A 17,779-nucleotide genomic window follows, 5' to 3' on the forward strand; every position below is an offset into this window, starting at 1 on the left:
ATGCCTTTCCAAACAGCTATTCAGCAACAACCGGAAATCGGCGTGCCGGGCGACCGCGCTTCGATGAACCCGATCTCAGTGATCGCTCGTCAAGTCGGCACCGGCGGTCTCGCAGTCGCGCGCTTTGTCTGGGAGTCGGCCGACAGCACCGTCCTCAATACCGGAACCGGTCTGCCGCTGGGCTTCGCCATTCGCGACCAGGTCGGCATCATCCTGACGTACTTGCAGGAAGCCGGCATGACGTTGCCCGCCGGGTGGGCCGTGCAGGTTGCACAACGCGGTGAGTGGTTCGCCACTTCCGCCAATGCTTCGACGCTTGGCCAAAAGGTTTTCGCCACCCTCGCCGATGGCACGCTGCAGTTCGGCGCGAAAGGCGCAACCGTCACGGGCGCGATTGAAACACCGTTCGCCGTGGAACGCGGAGGCGCTGCCAACAGCGTCATCAAGATTTCGACCTGGAGCAACTACGCATGAAACTCGATCAATTGGGGGAATTCGGGATTCATCTCCCGCGAGGTGCGGAGTTGCTCGACGCGCCGGCCAAGACCAAACTCGTCGCAGCAATGGACGCTGCCGGTCCCATGGTCACCGTCCCGAATAACGGCATCCCCGCGATGCTCACGAACTACTTCGACCCGCGCATCATCGAGATCCTCGTCTCGCCGATGAACGCCGAGCTGCTCTACCCCACCGTGCAGAAGGGCGATTGGGCGATGAACACAACGACGTTTATGACGGTCGAGTCGGTCGGTGAAACGGCGACGTACGGCGACTTTTCCGAAAACGGAATGTCCGGTCACAATGCGAACTTCCCGGATCGCCAGAACTACGGCTTCCAGACGAGCACGCAATGGGGTGACAAGCAGATGGCGGTCGCTGCTAAGGCGCGCATCGACTACGCGTCGCGCCAACAGATCGCATCGGCACTCATCCTGCGTAAGAAGGAAAATCTGATCTTCTTGTTTGGCGTGGCCGGCCTGCAGAACTATGGCGCGATGAACGATCCGTCGCTGCCTGCTCCCATCACGCCGACGACTGGCGTGGGCGGCGTGACCTGGGCGCTGAAGACCGCCGACGAGATCTATGCCGACTTCGTGAAAATCACGAACCAGGCGATTGCGCAAGGCAACGGCCTGATCAACGTGAAGACCAAGTTCAAGATGGGCATGCCGCCCCTCTCCGAAGGTCAGCTCACGAAGCAAAACAGCTACGGTCAGGTGCTCAGCGACCGGATCAAGCTCGCATGGCCGAATATGGAGATCGTCACGATCCCCGAATTCGCAACCACAGGCGGCAACCTGATCCAGCTGATCGCGCAGGACGTCGAAGGTCAGCCGACAGGCGAACTGGCTTACGCCGAGCGCATGCGTGCTCATGGCGTGGTGCGCCACTCGTCGTCGTTCTCCGAGAAGAAATCGGGCCATGCATGGGGCGCAGTGATCTATTACCCCGTGTTCGTCGTTCAAATGCTGGGAGTCTGAGATGGCCGAAACCAATCCAAACCCGAACGCGCCGGCTGTTGCCGCGCCGAAGAAAGCAAGCGGTACGGTGACCGTGTATTGCAAGCTGCCGCACGGCATCGTGTACGACCTGCGCAACGGCAAGAAGGTGAAGCTCGTTGGCATGTACGGCCTTGAGCGCTCGCCGTTGCAAGTGAGCGGCTTGGCTGGGCGCGACAGCGTCGCAGGCTTCGGCGTGACGCGCGGCGTGGATGCTGCCGCATGGGAAGAGATCGTGGAAGATCACGGCCTCTCAGCTGCGCACGAGAATGGGCTGATCTTCGCGAAGAGCGACGAGAAGTCCGGAGCAGCGGCCGCTGCCGAGCGCGAGAAGGAAAAGACGGGCTTCGAGGCATACGATCCGGACGCGCATCCGGAAGACAAGACTGTCGACGGCACCCGCAAGGCTGTGTAATGAGCGACGTCCCTGGCATCGTCGTGTTCGACCCTGCAGCGTTCATCGCGCTGTATCCGGCGTTCACGGCGGTGCCGACCGGGACGCTCGGTATGTACTTCACGATGGCTGAGTCGTTCCTCGACAACACGCCCTGTTCGATCGTCCAAGACCTGGACAAGCGCACCACCCTTCTCTACCTGATCACCGCACACATTGCGTTCCTCTTTGGGCGTGCTGGCAGTGGTGACGGTTCAAGCGCGGCCATCGTTGGACAGATGACGTCCGCCGGCGAAGGCTCTGTGAGCATCGGGTTCGCAGCCTCTGCCAGCAGGAGCGCAGCCTTCTGGATGCAGTCCATGTACGGCGCCATGTACTGGCAAATGATCCTGCCGTTCCGCTCGTTCCACTACTTCCCGGCGCCGTGCTATGTGCGCTACTAGAGTCGTAGGCGGCACGAAGCTCGACGCTGCTCTCGCGCGATACCTCGACGGTGCGACCAAGACAATGCGCGCCGGGATCCTCGAAGGCTCGCGCTATCCGGACGGCATGCCTACCGCGATGGTCGCCTTCTGGAATGAGTACGGCACGACGCGCACGGTCGACGGCCACACGATCGTCACGCCTCCTCGCCCTTTCATGAGATCCACGGCCGCCGCTAAAGCTGAGCGCTGGGCCAAGATCGTCGGTGTCACCTTGCAGCGCAATGGTGGCAACTTCGAGGAGGCGCTGAAGCTCGCCGGCGAAGCGGCCATGACCGACATCAAGCAGACGATCGGCACGTTCTCGACGCCGCCCAATGCGGCATCAACCATCGCCAAGAAAGGCCACGATCAGCCGTTGCGCGACACGAAGAACATGCTGAACTCGGTCGCCTACGACCTGGTCGACGGACCGGTGAGCGAAGAATGAATATCCGAGGCATAGCGAACGCTGCAATCAGCGTCATCAATTCAAACACCGCCGCGACGCTTAAGCAAAGCGCCGGCTACACGACATCAGCCAGCGGCAAACGCACGCCGACCTACACCAGCACGCCGGTCGTGGTTCAGGTGCAAGCCCTCTCCTCGCCGCAGATAGCGCACCTCGACGGCCTGAACATTCAAGGTGTGCTGCGCAATGCGCGGCTCGATGGGGACTGGCGCGGCGCGTACCGCCCGGGTGACCAAGGCGGTGACCTGTTTGTCTTCGGCACAACGGAAGATGTGCGCGCGGATCTGCGCGGTACCACGTGGCTTGTCGTGCAGGTGATGGAGACATGGGCCACCTGGTGCTCGCTTGCCATTCAGCTTCAGAAGGATTCGACACCGTGACCACTACGATTAGCATCACCGAAGACAACGTCCTAGCCGCCTTGCGCGGCTTTTTGCTTGGTATCGTGCCCGATGGCGTCGAGGTGATCAGCAGCCAGGACAACCGCGTGCCCGAGCCCGAGCGCGATGATTTCCTGACGATGACTGTGCTGTATCAGAGCCGGTTGTCGACAAACTCGTCCACCTATACCGACCCGGGAACAAACCCCGGCACGCGCAATTATCAGCAGTCGAAGAAAATCACGATCCAGATTGATATTCACGGTCCTGCTTCAGCTGATACGACTGCGATGATATCGACGCTGTTTAATGACCAATATGCGTGTGACGTGTTTGCCGCATCAAATTTTGATATTCAGCCGTTATATTGCGATGACGGAAGGCAAATGACGTTCATTAACGGTGAAAATCAATTTGAGCAGCGTTGGTCTATTGAGGCCGTACTTCAGTACAACCCTATAACAAGCGTTCCTCAGGATTTCGCAGATGCGCTGAACGTCAATATAATCAGCGTCGACGCGACTTATCCGACTTGACGCTTTTCGCGTGCCCGCGCTTTTGATTCGGTTTGCTGAGCACGGTAGTAGGTGTAGTTTCGCGCGATCCAGGCTTTATTTGATGCCAAGACCTTTTGCGGGTCCGCTGCATACCGGTCTCGCTGAGCTTGCTTGAAACAATTCTTGCACGTGGCGCGCAGCAGATCGGCGGTTTTTGGATGGCTGTAATAATCGCTTGCCGGTTTCCGCTTCTGGCAAGCCTTGCATGTTTTGATAATCATCGATCGATTAACCCGTTAGAATCCCGATAACGCAGTAAATCACATTTAGCCCGGAGCCTTCAATGTCGATCCCCGCCTCCCTAATTGCGAGCGCAATCCCGAGCGTTATTAGCGCTGGTGGGTCTGCTCTCGACCTCGTCGGCATTATGTTGACGAATAGCACGCGTCCGCCGATCGGAACTGTTCCGCGATTTCCCACGGCTCTTGCCGTTTCAAATTACTTCGGTCCGGCTTCAAATGAAGCTGCATTGGCCGCAGTTTATTTCGGTGGGTTTAAAAACTCGACGAAGAAACCCGGTCAACTCGGGTTTTATCAATATCCGACCGCGCCGGTTAGCGCTTATTTGCGCGGCGGCTCACTCGCCAGCATGACGCTCGCGCAGCTCCAGGCGCTCACCGGCATTCTGACCTTGACGGTCGACGGCGTCGTGAAGACTTCCTCGGCGATCACGCTCACCGGTGCGACGAGCTTTTCGAGTGCGGCGGCGCTGATCTCCGCGGCGTTCACCTCCGGCCCGGTCGTTGCCTTTGACAGCCAGTCCAACGCATTCACGTTCACCAGCGCCACGACCGGTGCCACGTCGACGATGAGCTTTGCCACTGGCTCGCTCGCCGCTGGCCTGCTGCTGACCCAAGCAACTGGCGCGGTCACTTCGCAAGGCGCAATCGCAGCGACGCCAGCGACGGCGATGGCAGCGATCGTAAAGGCGACCACGAACTGGTGCTCGTTTATGACCACGTTCGATCCGGACAACGGCGCAGGCAACACGCTGAAAATGGCGTTCGCCGCCTGGACTGTCGCACAGGGCAACCGTTATCTCTATGCAGCGTGGGACACCGACGCAAGTCCCACCGTGACTGTCCCGGCGACGACGTCGCTCGGCTATGTCGCCAGTCTCAACGCGATGTCGGGCGTGGCACCGATTTGGGGCCCGGCGAACAAGGCTGCGTTCCTGATGGGCTACGTCGCATCGCTCGACTTTAGCGCGACGAACGGCCGCGCAACTGCGTCGTTCCGCTCGCAGGACGGTCTGACCGCCGACGTCACCGATGGCACGACATATTCGAACCTGATCGCCAACGGCTACAACTGCTACGGCGACTTCGCAACTGCGAATCAGGACTTCCTCTTCCTGTCCGATGGCCAGGTCGCCGGGCAGTACGACTGGATCGACTCCTATGTGAACCAGATCTGGTTGAACAACCAGTTCCAGCTCGCGATGGTCACGGGGCTCACGACCGTCAACTCCATTCCGTACAACGCCGACGGCAACACCCTGATCGAAGCGTTCCTGACCGATCCGATCAATCGCTTCCAAAACTTCGGCGGCCAGCGCGGCGGCGTAGCTTTGTCGGCGGCTCAAGTGGCCGAGGTGAATGCGGCGGCAGGACTCGCCATCGACGTATCTCTTTCGACGCGCGGCTGGTATCTGCAGGTGCTTCAGGCTGCCGCGCAGGTGCGCGCAGCTCGCCAGTCGCCACCGATCAACTACTGGTACATGGACGGTCAGTCGCTCCAGGTGCTTCAGATGGCTTCCATCCTGGTCCAATAAAGGCGAACGAACATGGACATCACATCAAGCAACGCCGTGGTCATGTTGTCGATCACGAACCTTTACCCGGTGCCGCAGAAGCTCGTGAAGTTCGGCGCCGATGCCATGTTTGCGACCGACGATATCGAACCGGCTGAGCATGGCAAGGGCGTCGACGGCAACATGTTCGCGGGCTACGTGCCATACAACACGCCGCAGACCTTCACGATCATGCCAGACTCGCCTTCCCTTACGCTCTTCGAGACGTGGCTTGCGACCATGAAGGCGAACAAGAGCATTCTGTCGGCCAATGCCACGATCGCGATTCCATCGATTGGCAAGAAGTACACGCTGACGAACGGCGTGCTTGGCCGGATCCGCTCAATTCCGACGGCGAACAAGACGCTGGCGGCCATGGAATACCAGATCATCTGGGACAACATCGATCCGGCGGCGTTCTGACATGAGAAACACGCGCATCTACACCGTGCCGGCCGCAGGCCGCGACAAGGGCAAGCGTTTTCTCATCACCGAGATGCCGGCGTCGGTCAGCGAGGATTGGGCCGCGCGCCTGATCTTCGCGATGATGAATTCGGGCGCGGACATTCCCGACGAGGTCGCGGGCGCGGGCCTCGCTGGGCTCGCCGCCATGAACATCGGAACGCTGATCAAAGCCATCTCGCGCGTGCCGTACACGATGGCCAAGCCGCTGCTCGACGAGATGATGGAGTGCGTCCAGGTGATGCCTGACCCGACGAACGCCAACGTCGTGCGTCCGTTGATCGAAGATGACTGCGAAGAGGTCGCCACGCGCCTGCTGCTGCGCAAGGAAGTCTTCAGCGTGCACCTCGATCATTTCATGAGCGCCGCCCGATCAGAGGCCTCCGGAGCGGCAGCTTCCACCCCGGCCTGATTGATTATCCCAATGTGCCTCGAACGGTCGGAACTGTCGTATCTCGTGGTCTGGCAAAGCTGCACGAGATGCAGACGATCTACGGGGCGCGAGACCTGCATGACCTGCTCGAGCTGATCATCGTCGATAGTCACAACGAGCAGGTCCTCAACCCACCGAGGAAGTGATTGTGGCTACTGTGATCGATGCGCTGGTTGTAACGCTTGGCCTTGACCCTGCGCAGTACAAACGCGGTCAGGCCGACGCCAAGAAGTCGATCAAGGCCACGTCCGACGAGGCCGCGCACGCCGCCAAAGAGATGGAGGCGCGCGGCCAGCAAGCCGCGCTCTTCTTCACCAAGATCCGCAACGAAGCCCTGGCTCTCCTCGCCGTCTTCACTGCCGGCATGGGCCTGAAGAACTTCACCGAACACACCATTCTTTCGACGGCTGCGCTCGGGCGCATGTCCGAGAACCTCGGCATGAGCGCGAAGGATCTCGCCGAGTGGCAGCTCGCAGCCAAGAATGCCGGCGGCACCGCCGAGGGAATCACCGCGGCGCTGCTCGATTCGCAGAAGGAAGTCGCGAAGTTCAAGCTGACGGGTGTGACCGAGGGCATCAACAAATTCTTGCAGTACGGCGGGAAAGCTTCGGATCTGAAGGACGGCAACACCTACCTGCTCGCCCGCGCACGGATCATCTCGAACCTCGCGAAAACTGATCCCGGTCGCGCGCAGCTGGTCGCCTCGCAGATGGGCATCACGCCGGCCGAGTTCAATTTCCTGAAGCAAGGTCCTGAAGCCATCGAAGCGGCACGCCGTGCTCAAGCCGGACTCGCGACTGCACTAGGAAACGCATCTAAGCCAGCAGAGGAGCTTAGGAGAAACTTTGATTCGCTGGAAAATCAGCTACAGGTAACGGGCGTTACTCTGCTCACGGCACTTATGCCGGAGATAAAGCAACTCGTTGCTTGGTTAGAAAAGCTTGCCGATTGGATCGTTGATCATAAGGAAGACATCGTTAAGTGGGTCGACGATACTGTTAAAAAAATTCAGAAGAACGCGCCTCTTGTCAAGGCCTGGGTAGACAGCGTTATCAAAGACTTTGAGCGTATTGCGCCGGTCGCTGAGCGGATCTTTACTGTGATCGGCAACATTATGGGCGTCTTCCTTCGACTTGCTGGCCTCGACCCGATTGATTGGGAGGCGAAGCTCGGAGATCCAAAAGCCGCCAAGGGACCGACGCCCGCCGAGAAGACCACGAGCTGGATAGACGATAAGGTTTCGTCTGCAACGGCTTGGGTCCACTCGAAGACCGATGGCGACGGCCAGAAGCGCGCGAAGGCAGCGCTCGCCTACTTCCAATCTCAGGGATGGACGCGGGAACAGGCGGCCGGCATCGTTGGCAGCGTCACGCAGGAAAGCAACGTCGACCCGAACGCCGAGAACAAGACATCGGGTGCTTTTGGGATCGGTCAATGGCTGGGCGACCGAGTCAAAGCGTTCAAGGCTTGGTCCGGCCACGACCTGAAGGGATCGACGTTCGACGAGCAGCTCGGCTTCATGCAGTACGAACTCACGCACGGCATCTACAAACGCGCGGGCGATCACATCAAAGCGGCCAAGACCTTCGCCGAGGCCGCGGCTATTCACTCGAACGAGTACGAGATCCCGGGCAAATCCGAGGCGATGATCCCGCAGCGCCAGGCGTATGCCGCGCAGCTTTTGAAAGACACGGAAGGTAAATCCGTGATCGATCCAAAGATCGTCGCGGTTCCTAAATCCGATGTCGACCCGAAGATCGTTGAAGTGCCATCCGACGCCCGCCGATATGCAGCTCGGGCTGCGACTCAATATCCAATCGGTGCGCGCGCGATCGCGCCAAGCATGACCGACAACTCGTCGGTCTCGCACTCCTCCACCGAGACGCACGTGAACGGTCCAGTGAATATCTACACGCAGGCGACCGACGCCAAAGGCATCGCGAGCGCGTTCGGTTCGGAAGTGAAGAAGTTCAACTTCACCGTCTCCCAAGAAAATAACGGGTTGGGTTGATCATGCCGATGCCGAATCTTCCCGTGCCGCAGTTCCCGAATGTGCCTAATGTGCCGGGCGTGCCGGCGCTTGTCCGGACAGTAGGCGCGCCGGTCCTCGCCTCGGTCAATTCCGCGCTGATCTCGGTAGGCCTCGGACAATTCGCCTTAGGTCTGAGCCAGCCGGTCTGGGGCATCTTCGATGCGAACAACGATCCGATCGCAGTTTCCGATTCGGTCGGCGCGCTTGAGTTCGGCAGCGATTCGCACATCTCCAATGCACCAATGGAGCAAGGCGCTTTCCAGTCATACAACAAGGTTCAGCTCCCCTTCGAAGCACGGGTGCGACTGCATTGCGGCGGCGCGATTGAGAAACGCCAAGCGTTTTTGCAGGCTATTGAACTGGCATCGAAGTCGACCGACCTCTACAGCATCGTGACGCCCGAGGCGTCGTACTTTCAGGCGAACGTCGCCGGCTATCGATATCGCCGCGAGACGAGAAACGGTGCGACGCTCCTGACGGTCGAGGTGGCGCTCTCGCAGATCCGCGAGGCGACGGCCGCGCAGTTCAGTAATACCGGAGAAAGCGCGACAACAGGGTCGGGTGCGCCGGTAGCGTTCGGGTCATCAAGTTCGCTTCCCGCCAGTCAGGTGCAAAACCCCGCTTCCGCTGATCCGATCAGTTTGGGACAGGTCCAGGGAACGACGCTGACCCCTGCTCAAAATTTCGCGCTTCTCCAGTCGGGCACGACGATTAGGTAAATATGAAATCTATCCCGATCTCGGCAACGCCTTCCCAGAAGTTGAACAGCGTGCTCGGCGGCCAGAACTGTCAATTGAAGGTCTACCAGAAGACCACCGGGCTCTATGTCGACGTGTATGTGAACAACGCGCCGATCGTTCAAGGCGCGATCGCGCGTGACCGCGTGCGCATCGTCAGGCACGCGTATCTCGGCTTCGTGGGCGATCTGGCATTCGTGGATACACAAGGCACGTCCGACCCGCAAAGCACGGGACTCGGCTCGCGCTACAGCCTCATCTACCTTGAGGCGAGCGACCTATGAGCTTCACGAAGAAACGCATCGACGTGACGCTCTCGCTCGGACTCGGCGAGTTTGGCGACACGGGCGCGAACACCGTGACACTCACAGGCCTGCGCGTGCAGGCCTCGGTCGTCGTGCCAGGCGGCGACGCGATGGCGGCAGCGCAGGTGCGGATCTTCGGCTTGCCGCTCGACATGATCAACCAGCTGACGGCCGTGGGCCCGATCAACTCCACGGTCCGCCTGCAGAACTCGATGCTGGTTGCCGCCGGCGACAGCGAGACCGGGCTCAAGACGATCTTCTCCGGCACGATCGACCAGGCGTGGGGCGAGTTTCAAGGCGTGCCCGATGTTCCGCTCAACGTGATCGGCGCGGGCGGCCTGGCGGCCCTGGTCAAGCCCGTGGGTGCACTCAGCTTTCAGGGTGCTACCGACGTCGCCACGATCATGCAGGGACTCGCCACCACAATGGGCCTGACTTTCGAGAACAACGGCGTGACCGTGCAGCTCTCAAACCCCTACTTCCCCGGTACCGCTCTGATGCAATGCCGCGCCTGCGCGCGCGCCGCCGATATTAGCTTCGCAATCGACCGCGGTGTGCTCGCCATCTGGCCGAAGACCGGCGCGCGCGGCGGCGACATTCCCCTGATCTCGGTCGACACCGACATGATCGGCTACCCGACCTTTTCGAGTAATGGCCTCGGGCTCACCACGCTGTTCAATCCCGACATCAAACCTGGCGGTTACGTCCAGGTGCAAAGCACGCTGAAGGTCGCGTGCGGGAAGTGGTACGTGCCGTCCGTCGCCCATTCGCTCGAAAGCGAGACACCAGGTGGCAACTGGTTCACTGAAATCCTCGGACAGCCGCCCTATGACCAATAGCTCTTTCGGCTACAAGGGCGCGCAGCGGCAGACGTCGGCCACGTCCGACTACAACGCGCAATCGTTCCTGATCCGCCAAATCCTCGGCAGCGCGAGCCATGCGACGCTTGTGCAGATCGTCGCGGTGACGAACGCCGGCGGCGTGTCACCGGTAGGCTACGTCAACGTGCAGCCGCTGGTGAACCAGCTCGACGGAGACGACAACGCAGTGCCGCACGGCGTGGTGAACAACATCCCCTATTTCCGGCTGCAGGGTGGCACCAACGCCGTGATCCTCGACCCGCAGGTCGGCGACATCGGCATCTGCCTGTTCGCTGATCGCGACATCTCGTCGGTAAAAGCGAACAAGGCGCAAGCGAACCCGGGCAGCAAGCGGCGCAACGACATGGCGGACGGCCTCTACATCGGCGGCATGCTCAACGGCACGCCCGTGCAATACGTCCAGTTCTCGGCCGGCGGCATCACGCTCGTTTCGCCGACGCAGATCTCGCTTCAGGCACCGGTCATCGTCGCCACGGCGTCGACCTCGTTCACGGTCAACTCGCCGACGTCTCGCTTTAGCGGCGCTGTGATCATTCAAGGCCTGCTGTCGTGGCTAGCGGGTATGACGGGCAGCATCGTGAGCGGCGTCGCGTCGAGCATTAGCGGTGCCGTCAACTTCTTCGGCACGATTACCTCGAATGGCAAGGCGATCGATAGCACACACCAGCACACCAGTTCGGGCGGTACCGGATTGGGCGGACCGCCACAGTGAGATCGCGACCATGAACACACTTTTGCTTGACCAAACGACGTGGGATCTATGCCTTGACGCGTCGGGCAACGAGGCTGTTGCAAGCGACCCCTATGCGATCGCGCAGGACGTCGCGACGGCCGTGCGCACGTTCCTCAGCGAGTGCTGGTACGACACCACACTCGGGATTCCGTACTTTCAGGACATCCTCGGCCAGCAACCGCCCTTGTCCTTGATCACCGCGCAGATGCAGCGCGTGGCGCTGACGGTTCCCGGTGTCGGAACTGCCGTGTGCGTGATCGGTTCGTTCGACCAACGCACCGTTACCGGTCAAATCCAGCTTACTGATACCGATGGCAATCCGTTGCCGTCCGTTGGCTTCTAACGAGACTCGCTATGTCCACACCTGCCACCAGCGTACCCGGCTTCACCTTCGGCCCGACCGGCTTCGTCGCGCCCGATGAGGCCGACATCCTGACCGGCGTCATCGCCGACACAAATGCCGCTTACGGCGGCAACATGAATCCGGCGCTGAACACGCCGCAGGGGCAGCGCTCTTCCAGCCTGACCGCGATCATCGGCGACTGCAACGATCAGTTCCTCGAGCTCGCGAACGGCGTGGATCCCGACGTGGCCGATGGGCGCATGCAGGACGGCATCGCAAAGATCTATTTCATTGAGCGCAATCCTGCACAGCCGACTTCGGTTATCGCAACCTGCTCGGGCTTGGTCAACACACCGATTCCGGTTGGCGCGCGTGCGCAGGCGACCGACGGTAACGTCTATTTCTGCACCCAGGCCGGGACGATCCCCGCGAGCGGCAGCATCAATCTCGCGTTCGCGTGCAGTGTCACGGGCCCGATCGCCTGCCCCGCTGGCCAGCTCAACCAGATCTACCAGGCAATTCCCGGCTGGGACACGATCACAAACGCGGCACCCGGCGTCATGGGCAACGTGGTTGAAAGCCGCTCGGACTTCGAAGCGCGGCGCCGCGCCTCTGTTGCACTCAATGGAAAGGGGTCGGTGCCGTCCGTTCGCGGCGCGGTCCTGACCGTGACGAACGTGCTGGACGCCTATGTTGTCGACCAGCCGCTCGGCACCGCGCAGACCGTGGGCGGCGTCCTGCTCGCGGCGAACTCACTGTATGTATGCGCAGCCGGCGGCGCGGCCGCTGATATCGCGAACGCCATCTGGACGAAGAAAGGACCAGGCTGCAACTACAACGGCAACACGACAGTGAACGTGAACGACACCGATGGATACACACCGCCCTACCCGACGTATGCGGTCACGTACCAGACCGCCATCCCGCTGCCCATCCTGTTTGCGGTCCAGATCTCGAACCTTTCGACCCTTCCCGCTAATGTGGTCAGCCTGATCCAGGCGGCGATCGTCTCGGCGTTCGCCGGCGGCGACGGTGGCCAGCGCGCTCGTATCGGCCGCACGATCTATGCAAGCCGGTTCTATGCGCCGATCGCGGCGGTCGACCCGTCGGTCGAGATTCTGTCGGTGCTCATCGGCACGGCCTCGCCGACGTTGAACCTGTTGCCGGTGAACATCAACAACGTCCCGACGATCTCGGCGGCCAACATCTCGGTGACACTGGTATGAGCGGCATCATCACCACTCCGCAGCAGTTCGGCGTCGGCGACGGCTCGACTGTCAACTTCAAGCTCTCGGGGCTTGCCGGCGAGCAGCTCGTGCAGATGTTGCTCGCGACTATCTTCCGGACTGACTGGCAAGGCACACAGCAGCTGTACCCCACGCCGCGCACGAACAACGCTCCCTCGATCAATAGCTTCTCCTCGTACCTCGGCACGACGATCGCGCAGAACGCGGCGGCAGCGCCCGACGGGACGAACAATGCGTCGGTGGTGACGTTCGGGTCGAGCGCGGGCGGCAACCTTTATTACCTACTGAACAACGCGCCAGGTGCGCAGGCGTATTCGATCTTTGCGAAAGCCGGGACGGTGGGCGCGCAGTTTGTCATTACGAACGACAAGCTGTCTCCCGCAATGTCTGCGACCTTCAATCTCTTCACCGGAACGATCGTTGGCACGACCGGCGGCGCGAGCGCGGCGATACAGTCGGTGGGCGGCGGCTGGTATCGCTGCTCGCTGCTCTTCAATGAGCCGAGCGGGATCGCGCAAGATTCGATTGCCGTACTTCCGCTCGATCGACCCGGTACGCTGTCGCTCTTCGATTTGCAGATCGAGCAGTCGACTGTCGCGACTTCCTACATTCCGCCGGGCGCGGCGGTCACTGACTATGTCGTCGATTCCGGCGGCGATGTTACGCTCGCTTTCGCGCCCGCCACAGGCGCCGTGCTTTCGTGGGCAGGCACTTACATTTACGCACCGGTAGATATTGCGCCCGACTTCCCGCTGAACACCGTGATCTCGCAGTTTGCGAACAGCCCGACACTTATTCAGCTAATCGAGAATTACAGCCAATACATCGATCCGTCCGCGAATATCAATGCGTTTTACGAAATGGTTTGGGATTTGGATACGGCCGTCGGCAAAGGACTCGATATCTGGGGGAAAATAGTCGGACTCGAAAACGGCCGTTTGCTTAAAATCCCTTCAAGCGAGATCAACTTCGGGTTTTCTGAAGCCGGCAATGCGAGCGCAACGCCATTCGGGTCAGACGTCTTCTATTCGGGCGCGCCAGTATCGAGTAATTATTATCTGAGCGACCCAGCTTTTAAGACTCTGATACTCGTGAAAGCATTGGCGAATATATCGGACGGGTCGGCTCGAAGCATTAATCAGCTTTTGCAGAGGCTTTTTGCCGGACGCGGTCGGGCTTACGTAAACGACCTCGGCAATATGCAGATGCGTTTTACGTTTGAGTTTTACTTGCAGCCCTACGAGCTCGCGATCATGACGAACTCTGGAGTACTGCCGCGCACGACCGGCGTGCTCGCCACTGTCGCGCAGATTCCGCAGGGCAGCACGTTTGGATTTTCTGAAGCAGGCACTGCCAGCGCTGCGCCGTTTGGGCAAGGCACATTCTTCACAGGGACGTTAAATGCAAGCTAGCAACGCACCAACTAAAGTACCGCTTCCCTTCGCGAATGCGGGCGCTAAGAACGCCATTCCCACTGCGTCACAGATCGGCGTCACGCCCGGCGCCGCGTCGCTGACCGATGGCTTTCCACCGCTCACGCGAACCCCAGTTGCAGCGGGTGGCGTGCCGCCCTCAGGGCAGGACATGAACGGCATTCTGAATCTGCTGAGCGCGAACATTCAGTGGGAGAACGCCGGCGCTTTCTTTCCCTACGACGCGACTTTTTCAACGGCGATCAGCGGCTATCCCAAGGGTGCTCTGTTGGCGAAGGCGGCAAACAATGGATTTTGGTTGAACACAGCCGATAACAATACGACGAACCCTGACACCGGCGGCGCTGGTTGGGTCGACCCGTTAGCCGGGCGCCTCCTAAAAACGACTGTCTTCGCCACCGCAGGAGCGTCCACCTTTACGCCGCTTGCCGCTACAAACGCGGTCGATGTTGAAGTGGTTGGCGGCGGAGGGGGTGGCGGGGCGTGCGGAGCGACTACCTCCGGTCAGGTTTCGGCAGGGTCTGGCGGCGCCGGCGGCGGTTACGCACGGAAGTTCCTGACGACTGGGTTTTCGGGAGTCGCCGTCACTGTTGGCGCGGGAGGAGTTGCAGCTGCAAGTTCTGGCGGGGGACCTGGTGGGACTTCAAGTTTTGGTTCTTTGGTGTCCGCCACTGGAGGAACTGGCGGTAACTTAGGCCCAGGTGCTTCCCCCACAACCAACAGCCTTGCCGGGGGCGCGGTCGGTGGCTCCGGCTCCGGCGGAGACATCAACGGCATAGGCGGCTATGGTCAGCCCGCTTTTTATGCAGCAACTCCAGTCTCTGGAAAAGGTGGATCCACGCTCTTTGGAGAAGGAGCGTTCTTCGTGTCCTCGACGAACGTGGGCCAAGTAGGATTAAGTCCCGGGAGCGGCGGAAGCGGCGCAAGTTCCTTGGGAGGCGGTTCCAGTAATTCGGGCGGCGTAGGCCACCAGGGCATCGTTATTGTCAGGGAGTACGCATAAATGAAAATCTACGCGCGTGTAATGACTAATGTCGTCCAAGAAATAATCACTCCTGCGACTGACGATGAAGGAAACGAGATACCTATTGCGGATCGTTTCACGACCCAGCTGGTAGCGCAGATGGTCGACATTACAGGGGTGACGCCGGAACCCGCTTGCCTATGGACTTACAACGGGTCCACGTTTTCCGCTCCGGTCGTCGAAGTTCCCACGCAGGATCAAATCGTCGCCAGTAATGCGGCAGAACAATTGGGCCTGATGTCCGCAGCCAATGCCGCCACCTTTGGACGAGCCGACGCATTTGTTGCCGGGTTGCTTGACGATGCAGATATAGCGGCTTTCAAGGGGTGGGCTGCGTACAAACTCGCCTTAAGTAAGGTCGATCTGACCCAAGCATCGCCAGCATGGCCAGCCTCGCCGAACGATGTGTAATAGAGGGATGCTGGCGCGCTAGTCTGTTATTCTCCCGGTTTTCCGAGGCCGGTTCGAATAATGAAATATCGCGCGGACGTAGATGGCCTGAGAGCTGTCGCCGTAGTCAGCATCGTCGTTTTTCACCTCACAGCGAGATTTCTGCCAGGCGGCTTTGTTGGCGTTGATATCTTCTTCGTCATATCCGGATTTCTAATATCGAAAAATATTTACGATAACGTCGGCGCGTTCTCGATACCGGATTTTTACATTCGACGAGCGCGCCGAATCCTTCCCGCGCTCATCGCTGTGCTTATCGTGTCCTCAGCGTGCGCCGCATTCCTCCTTTATCCGTCCGAGCTTGTGGCGTACGCGAAGTCAGTGATCGCGTCGACTCTGTTTTCCGCGAACATCTATTTCTATTCGACACTGAACTATTTCTCACCAAACGCGGACGAAATACCACTGCTGCACCTGTGGTCCCTCGGGGTCGAGGAACAGTTCTATATATTCTTCCCATTGATCGCCGTCGCACTGGCAAAGCGCTCCATGCGCCTCCTGACGATCTCATTGTTGCTATGTGCCGCCGTGTCGCTCGCAGCCTCCGCGTGGATGCTGAAGAGCAGCCCGTCAGCGGCCTTCTACTTGATTCCATTCCGCGCGTTCGAGCTATTGATCGGCAGCATCATTGCGTTGCCGACCTTCAGGGCTGCTCAGCCTTCAGGCACGGTTACAGTACTGTCCTTCGTGGGCGTTGCTGCGCTTTTGTGGTCAATCCTACGTTTCGACAACCTTACTGTATTCCCCGGATTTGCCGCCCTATTGCCCTGCGCGGGCGCGGCATTGCTGATTTTCTCGGGAGAAGCAAGCAAGGGCTTTGTGGCACGTCTGCTGGCATCGCGTTCCTTTGTCTATATCGGGAGGATCTCGTACTCGCTATATCTGGTTCACTGGCCCATTCTGGTTTTCGGCAAGCGAGCGTTTCCCCACGCTGATCCTAACTACTTCGCGCTGAGCGCCATCGCGGCGTCATTTCTGCTCGCGGCCCTCTCATACCACTTGGTCGAACAGCCGTTCCGGCATGCGCGTCGCGCGTACAGCGGACGGACTGTGTTCTCGATCTCTGCGGCCTCTATGTGCTTTATCGTCTTGCTGGGAGGCTGCGTTATAGAGCGCAACGGTTTTCCGGGAAGTGTCGACTCACGAACAGCGAAAACGCTCGCTTACCTGAGTTACGACTTGAAGCCATCATGGAAAGAGAGAACATGTTTCCTAGATCCGGAACAGATAGCCAACGCACTTGACGTCTCATCTTGCTTACCGCATGGCGAGGGTAGGAAGGTGGTGCTTTGGGGAGACAGCCACGCAGCGCAGTTCGCTTATGGACTTGAGAAGACGATGGCCGCGCGCGGCTACTTGTTTGGTTTTATGACCGCTTCGGCGTGCGCTCCTGCTATAAACTACGACGCAATAAATCGACCAAATTGCCGTGCACTCAACGACATAGTATTTCAAGATATCGTCACCATGCATCCCGACATCGTGATCATGACGGCGTCTTGGCGTATCGAAAATAATTCGCAGATGGATCAACTCGACGAGACGGTGAAGGCACTTCACGTGAAGGGCATAAACGTTGTACTTTTGGGCGTCTCCCCTCAGTTCAAACAGCCACTCCCCGTCATCGTCGCTGACCGAATCAAAGCTGGGAAGGATTTAGCGGCAGCTCCGGAAGAGCTGGAACTGGGCTATTTGAACCCGACCGAGAGCTACATGGAGCATCGCTTCGCGAACCGTCCGGACGTGAAATACGTCTCGGTGATGCACGCGATGTGCCCTGACTACAAATGCCCAATTGTCACCGCCGACGAGACCCCTGTGCACTTTGACATAGCACACCTGACGACAGCAGGTTCGGATCTATATGCCAAAGACCTCACTCCGCTGATCCTCGAGGCAGCGGCGAACCAAAGCCGCGCGCGCTCAGCGTCTTTGGCGCCGGACTCGGCGAATAAGGAAGCAAAAGCTAGCGGTTCCTAACTCATATTTGACCCGATCTTTTTACAGCTGAATAAGGCCACCTTCGGGTGGCCTTATTACATTGCGCGCGCATTTTCATTATCAACAGCGGTTTTAGCGGATAATCCGATTCATCTGATATTCGGCGTCGTTAAAATACCTTCCAAATAATCGAACGGTATTCG

Annotated in this window: 21 protein-coding genes; all 21 read left to right on the top strand. The window is 59.5% G+C overall.

Going from position 1 to position 17,779, the window contains the following annotated elements:
* Entirely contained in the window at positions 1 to 474 is a 474-nt protein-coding gene (locus AX768_RS09155) for a structural cement protein Gp24 (protein WP_061999691.1), read from the top strand.
* A complete protein-coding gene (locus AX768_RS09160; protein WP_061999692.1) occupies positions 471 to 1,481 on the top strand; it encodes a hypothetical protein in 1,011 nt (336 codons plus the stop codon). The genes AX768_RS09155 and AX768_RS09160 overlap by 4 nt, the downstream gene beginning before the upstream one ends.
* A gap of 1 nt (position 1,482) precedes the next feature.
* On the top strand, positions 1,483 to 1,914 hold the full coding sequence (locus tag AX768_RS09165) for a hypothetical protein (RefSeq protein WP_061999693.1): 432 nt from the start codon (positions 1,483 to 1,485) through the stop codon (positions 1,912 to 1,914).
* Positions 1,914 to 2,336: a DUF4054 domain-containing protein gene (locus AX768_RS09170; RefSeq protein WP_061999694.1), complete on the top strand. Its 423-nt coding sequence runs from the start codon at positions 1,914 to 1,916 to the stop codon at positions 2,334 to 2,336. Before AX768_RS09165 ends, AX768_RS09170 begins: the two co-directional genes overlap by 1 nt.
* Complete coding sequence (locus tag AX768_RS09175) at positions 2,323 to 2,805, top strand: hypothetical protein (RefSeq protein ID WP_061999695.1); 483 nt, start codon at positions 2,323 to 2,325, stop codon at positions 2,803 to 2,805. Before AX768_RS09170 ends, AX768_RS09175 begins: the two co-directional genes overlap by 14 nt.
* The gene (locus tag AX768_RS09180; RefSeq protein WP_061999696.1) at positions 2,802 to 3,206 is read left to right on the top strand and encodes a hypothetical protein; all 405 of its coding nucleotides are present in this window, start codon (positions 2,802 to 2,804) and stop codon (positions 3,204 to 3,206) included. The genes AX768_RS09175 and AX768_RS09180 overlap by 4 nt, the downstream gene beginning before the upstream one ends.
* Positions 3,203 to 3,742, top strand: coding sequence for a phage neck terminator protein (locus AX768_RS09185; protein WP_155524213.1), 540 nt, complete (start codon positions 3,203 to 3,205; stop codon positions 3,740 to 3,742). Before AX768_RS09180 ends, AX768_RS09185 begins: the two co-directional genes overlap by 4 nt.
* Before the next feature lie 304 nt (positions 3,743 to 4,046).
* On the top strand, positions 4,047 to 5,537 hold the full coding sequence (locus AX768_RS09195; RefSeq protein ID WP_061999699.1) for a DUF3383 domain-containing protein: 1,491 nt from the start codon (positions 4,047 to 4,049) through the stop codon (positions 5,535 to 5,537).
* Between the two features lie 12 nt (positions 5,538 to 5,549).
* Positions 5,550 to 5,978, top strand: a complete 429-nt coding sequence (locus AX768_RS09200) for a phage tail fiber protein (protein WP_061999700.1) — start codon at positions 5,550 to 5,552, stop codon at positions 5,976 to 5,978.
* A gap of 1 nt (position 5,979) precedes the next feature.
* Positions 5,980 to 6,429 (top strand): hypothetical protein, encoded by a 450-nt coding sequence (locus AX768_RS09205; protein WP_061999701.1) that lies wholly within the window; start codon positions 5,980 to 5,982, stop codon positions 6,427 to 6,429.
* Positions 6,430 to 6,598: 169 nt separating this feature from the next.
* A complete protein-coding gene (locus AX768_RS09215) occupies positions 6,599 to 8,461 on the top strand; it encodes a phage tail tip lysozyme (protein ID WP_155524214.1) in 1,863 nt (620 codons plus the stop codon).
* A gap of 59 nt (positions 8,462 to 8,520) precedes the next feature.
* Entirely contained in the window at positions 8,521 to 9,201 is a 681-nt protein-coding gene (locus tag AX768_RS09220) for a hypothetical protein (RefSeq protein WP_155524215.1), read from the top strand.
* A 2-nt stretch (positions 9,202 to 9,203) separates the two neighbouring features.
* The gene (locus AX768_RS09225; RefSeq protein ID WP_061999705.1) at positions 9,204 to 9,503 is read left to right on the top strand and encodes a phage baseplate plug family protein; all 300 of its coding nucleotides are present in this window, start codon (positions 9,204 to 9,206) and stop codon (positions 9,501 to 9,503) included.
* On the top strand, positions 9,500 to 10,363 hold the full coding sequence (locus tag AX768_RS09230) for a baseplate hub protein (protein WP_061999706.1): 864 nt from the start codon (positions 9,500 to 9,502) through the stop codon (positions 10,361 to 10,363). Before AX768_RS09225 ends, AX768_RS09230 begins: the two co-directional genes overlap by 4 nt.
* Positions 10,353 to 11,117, top strand: coding sequence for a Gp138 family membrane-puncturing spike protein (locus tag AX768_RS09235; protein ID WP_061999707.1), 765 nt, complete (start codon positions 10,353 to 10,355; stop codon positions 11,115 to 11,117). The genes AX768_RS09230 and AX768_RS09235 overlap by 11 nt, the downstream gene beginning before the upstream one ends.
* A 10-nt stretch (positions 11,118 to 11,127) precedes the next feature.
* Complete coding sequence (locus AX768_RS09240; RefSeq protein ID WP_061999708.1) at positions 11,128 to 11,481, top strand: hypothetical protein; 354 nt, start codon at positions 11,128 to 11,130, stop codon at positions 11,479 to 11,481.
* 11 nt (positions 11,482 to 11,492) lie between these two features.
* A complete protein-coding gene (locus AX768_RS09245) occupies positions 11,493 to 12,707 on the top strand; it encodes a baseplate J/gp47 family protein (RefSeq protein ID WP_061999709.1) in 1,215 nt (404 codons plus the stop codon).
* On the top strand, positions 12,704 to 14,140 hold the full coding sequence (locus tag AX768_RS09250; RefSeq protein WP_231941252.1) for a DUF2612 domain-containing protein: 1,437 nt from the start codon (positions 12,704 to 12,706) through the stop codon (positions 14,138 to 14,140). The genes AX768_RS09245 and AX768_RS09250 overlap by 4 nt, the downstream gene beginning before the upstream one ends.
* Positions 14,130 to 15,164 carry a glycine-rich domain-containing protein gene (locus tag AX768_RS09255; protein ID WP_061999710.1) on the top strand — a complete coding sequence of 345 codons (1,035 nt, stop codon included), beginning with the start codon at positions 14,130 to 14,132 and terminating at the stop codon, positions 15,162 to 15,164. The genes AX768_RS09250 and AX768_RS09255 overlap by 11 nt, the downstream gene beginning before the upstream one ends.
* The gene (locus AX768_RS09260) at positions 15,165 to 15,596 is read left to right on the top strand and encodes a tail fiber assembly protein (RefSeq protein WP_061999711.1); all 432 of its coding nucleotides are present in this window, start codon (positions 15,165 to 15,167) and stop codon (positions 15,594 to 15,596) included.
* 60 nt (positions 15,597 to 15,656) lie between these two features.
* Complete coding sequence (locus AX768_RS09265; protein ID WP_061999712.1) at positions 15,657 to 17,615, top strand: acyltransferase family protein; 1,959 nt, start codon at positions 15,657 to 15,659, stop codon at positions 17,613 to 17,615.
* Positions 17,616 to 17,779: the final 164 nt, after the last annotated feature.

This window comes from Burkholderia sp. PAMC 28687, assembly GCF_001577465.1.
Lineage (GTDB): Bacteria > Pseudomonadota > Gammaproteobacteria > Burkholderiales > Burkholderiaceae > Caballeronia.

Excerpts from the sequence above, each read along its gene's own strand:
- AX768_RS09155 (WP_061999691.1), top strand. The coding sequence starts at position 1 with ATGCCTTTCCAAACAGCTATTCAGCAACAACCGGAAATCGGCGTGCCG.
- AX768_RS09160 (WP_061999692.1), top strand. The coding sequence starts at position 471 with ATGAAACTCGATCAATTGGGGGAATTCGGGATTCATCTCCCGCGAGGT.
- AX768_RS09165 (WP_061999693.1), top strand. The coding sequence starts at position 1,483 with ATGGCCGAAACCAATCCAAACCCGAACGCGCCGGCTGTTGCCGCGCCG.
- AX768_RS09170 (WP_061999694.1), top strand. The coding sequence starts at position 1,914 with ATGAGCGACGTCCCTGGCATCGTCGTGTTCGACCCTGCAGCGTTCATC.
- AX768_RS09175 (WP_061999695.1), top strand. The coding sequence starts at position 2,323 with ATGTGCGCTACTAGAGTCGTAGGCGGCACGAAGCTCGACGCTGCTCTC.
- AX768_RS09180 (WP_061999696.1), top strand. The coding sequence starts at position 2,802 with ATGAATATCCGAGGCATAGCGAACGCTGCAATCAGCGTCATCAATTCA.
- AX768_RS09195 (WP_061999699.1), top strand. The coding sequence starts at position 4,047 with ATGTCGATCCCCGCCTCCCTAATTGCGAGCGCAATCCCGAGCGTTATT.
- AX768_RS09200 (WP_061999700.1), top strand. The coding sequence starts at position 5,550 with ATGGACATCACATCAAGCAACGCCGTGGTCATGTTGTCGATCACGAAC.
- AX768_RS09205 (WP_061999701.1), top strand. The coding sequence starts at position 5,980 with ATGAGAAACACGCGCATCTACACCGTGCCGGCCGCAGGCCGCGACAAG.
- AX768_RS09225 (WP_061999705.1), top strand. The coding sequence starts at position 9,204 with ATGAAATCTATCCCGATCTCGGCAACGCCTTCCCAGAAGTTGAACAGC.
- AX768_RS09230 (WP_061999706.1), top strand. The coding sequence starts at position 9,500 with ATGAGCTTCACGAAGAAACGCATCGACGTGACGCTCTCGCTCGGACTC.
- AX768_RS09235 (WP_061999707.1), top strand. The coding sequence starts at position 10,353 with ATGACCAATAGCTCTTTCGGCTACAAGGGCGCGCAGCGGCAGACGTCG.
- AX768_RS09240 (WP_061999708.1), top strand. The coding sequence starts at position 11,128 with ATGAACACACTTTTGCTTGACCAAACGACGTGGGATCTATGCCTTGAC.
- AX768_RS09245 (WP_061999709.1), top strand. The coding sequence starts at position 11,493 with ATGTCCACACCTGCCACCAGCGTACCCGGCTTCACCTTCGGCCCGACC.
- AX768_RS09250 (WP_231941252.1), top strand. The coding sequence starts at position 12,704 with ATGAGCGGCATCATCACCACTCCGCAGCAGTTCGGCGTCGGCGACGGC.
- AX768_RS09255 (WP_061999710.1), top strand. The coding sequence starts at position 14,130 with ATGCAAGCTAGCAACGCACCAACTAAAGTACCGCTTCCCTTCGCGAAT.
- AX768_RS09260 (WP_061999711.1), top strand. The coding sequence starts at position 15,165 with ATGAAAATCTACGCGCGTGTAATGACTAATGTCGTCCAAGAAATAATC.
- AX768_RS09265 (WP_061999712.1), top strand. The coding sequence starts at position 15,657 with ATGAAATATCGCGCGGACGTAGATGGCCTGAGAGCTGTCGCCGTAGTC.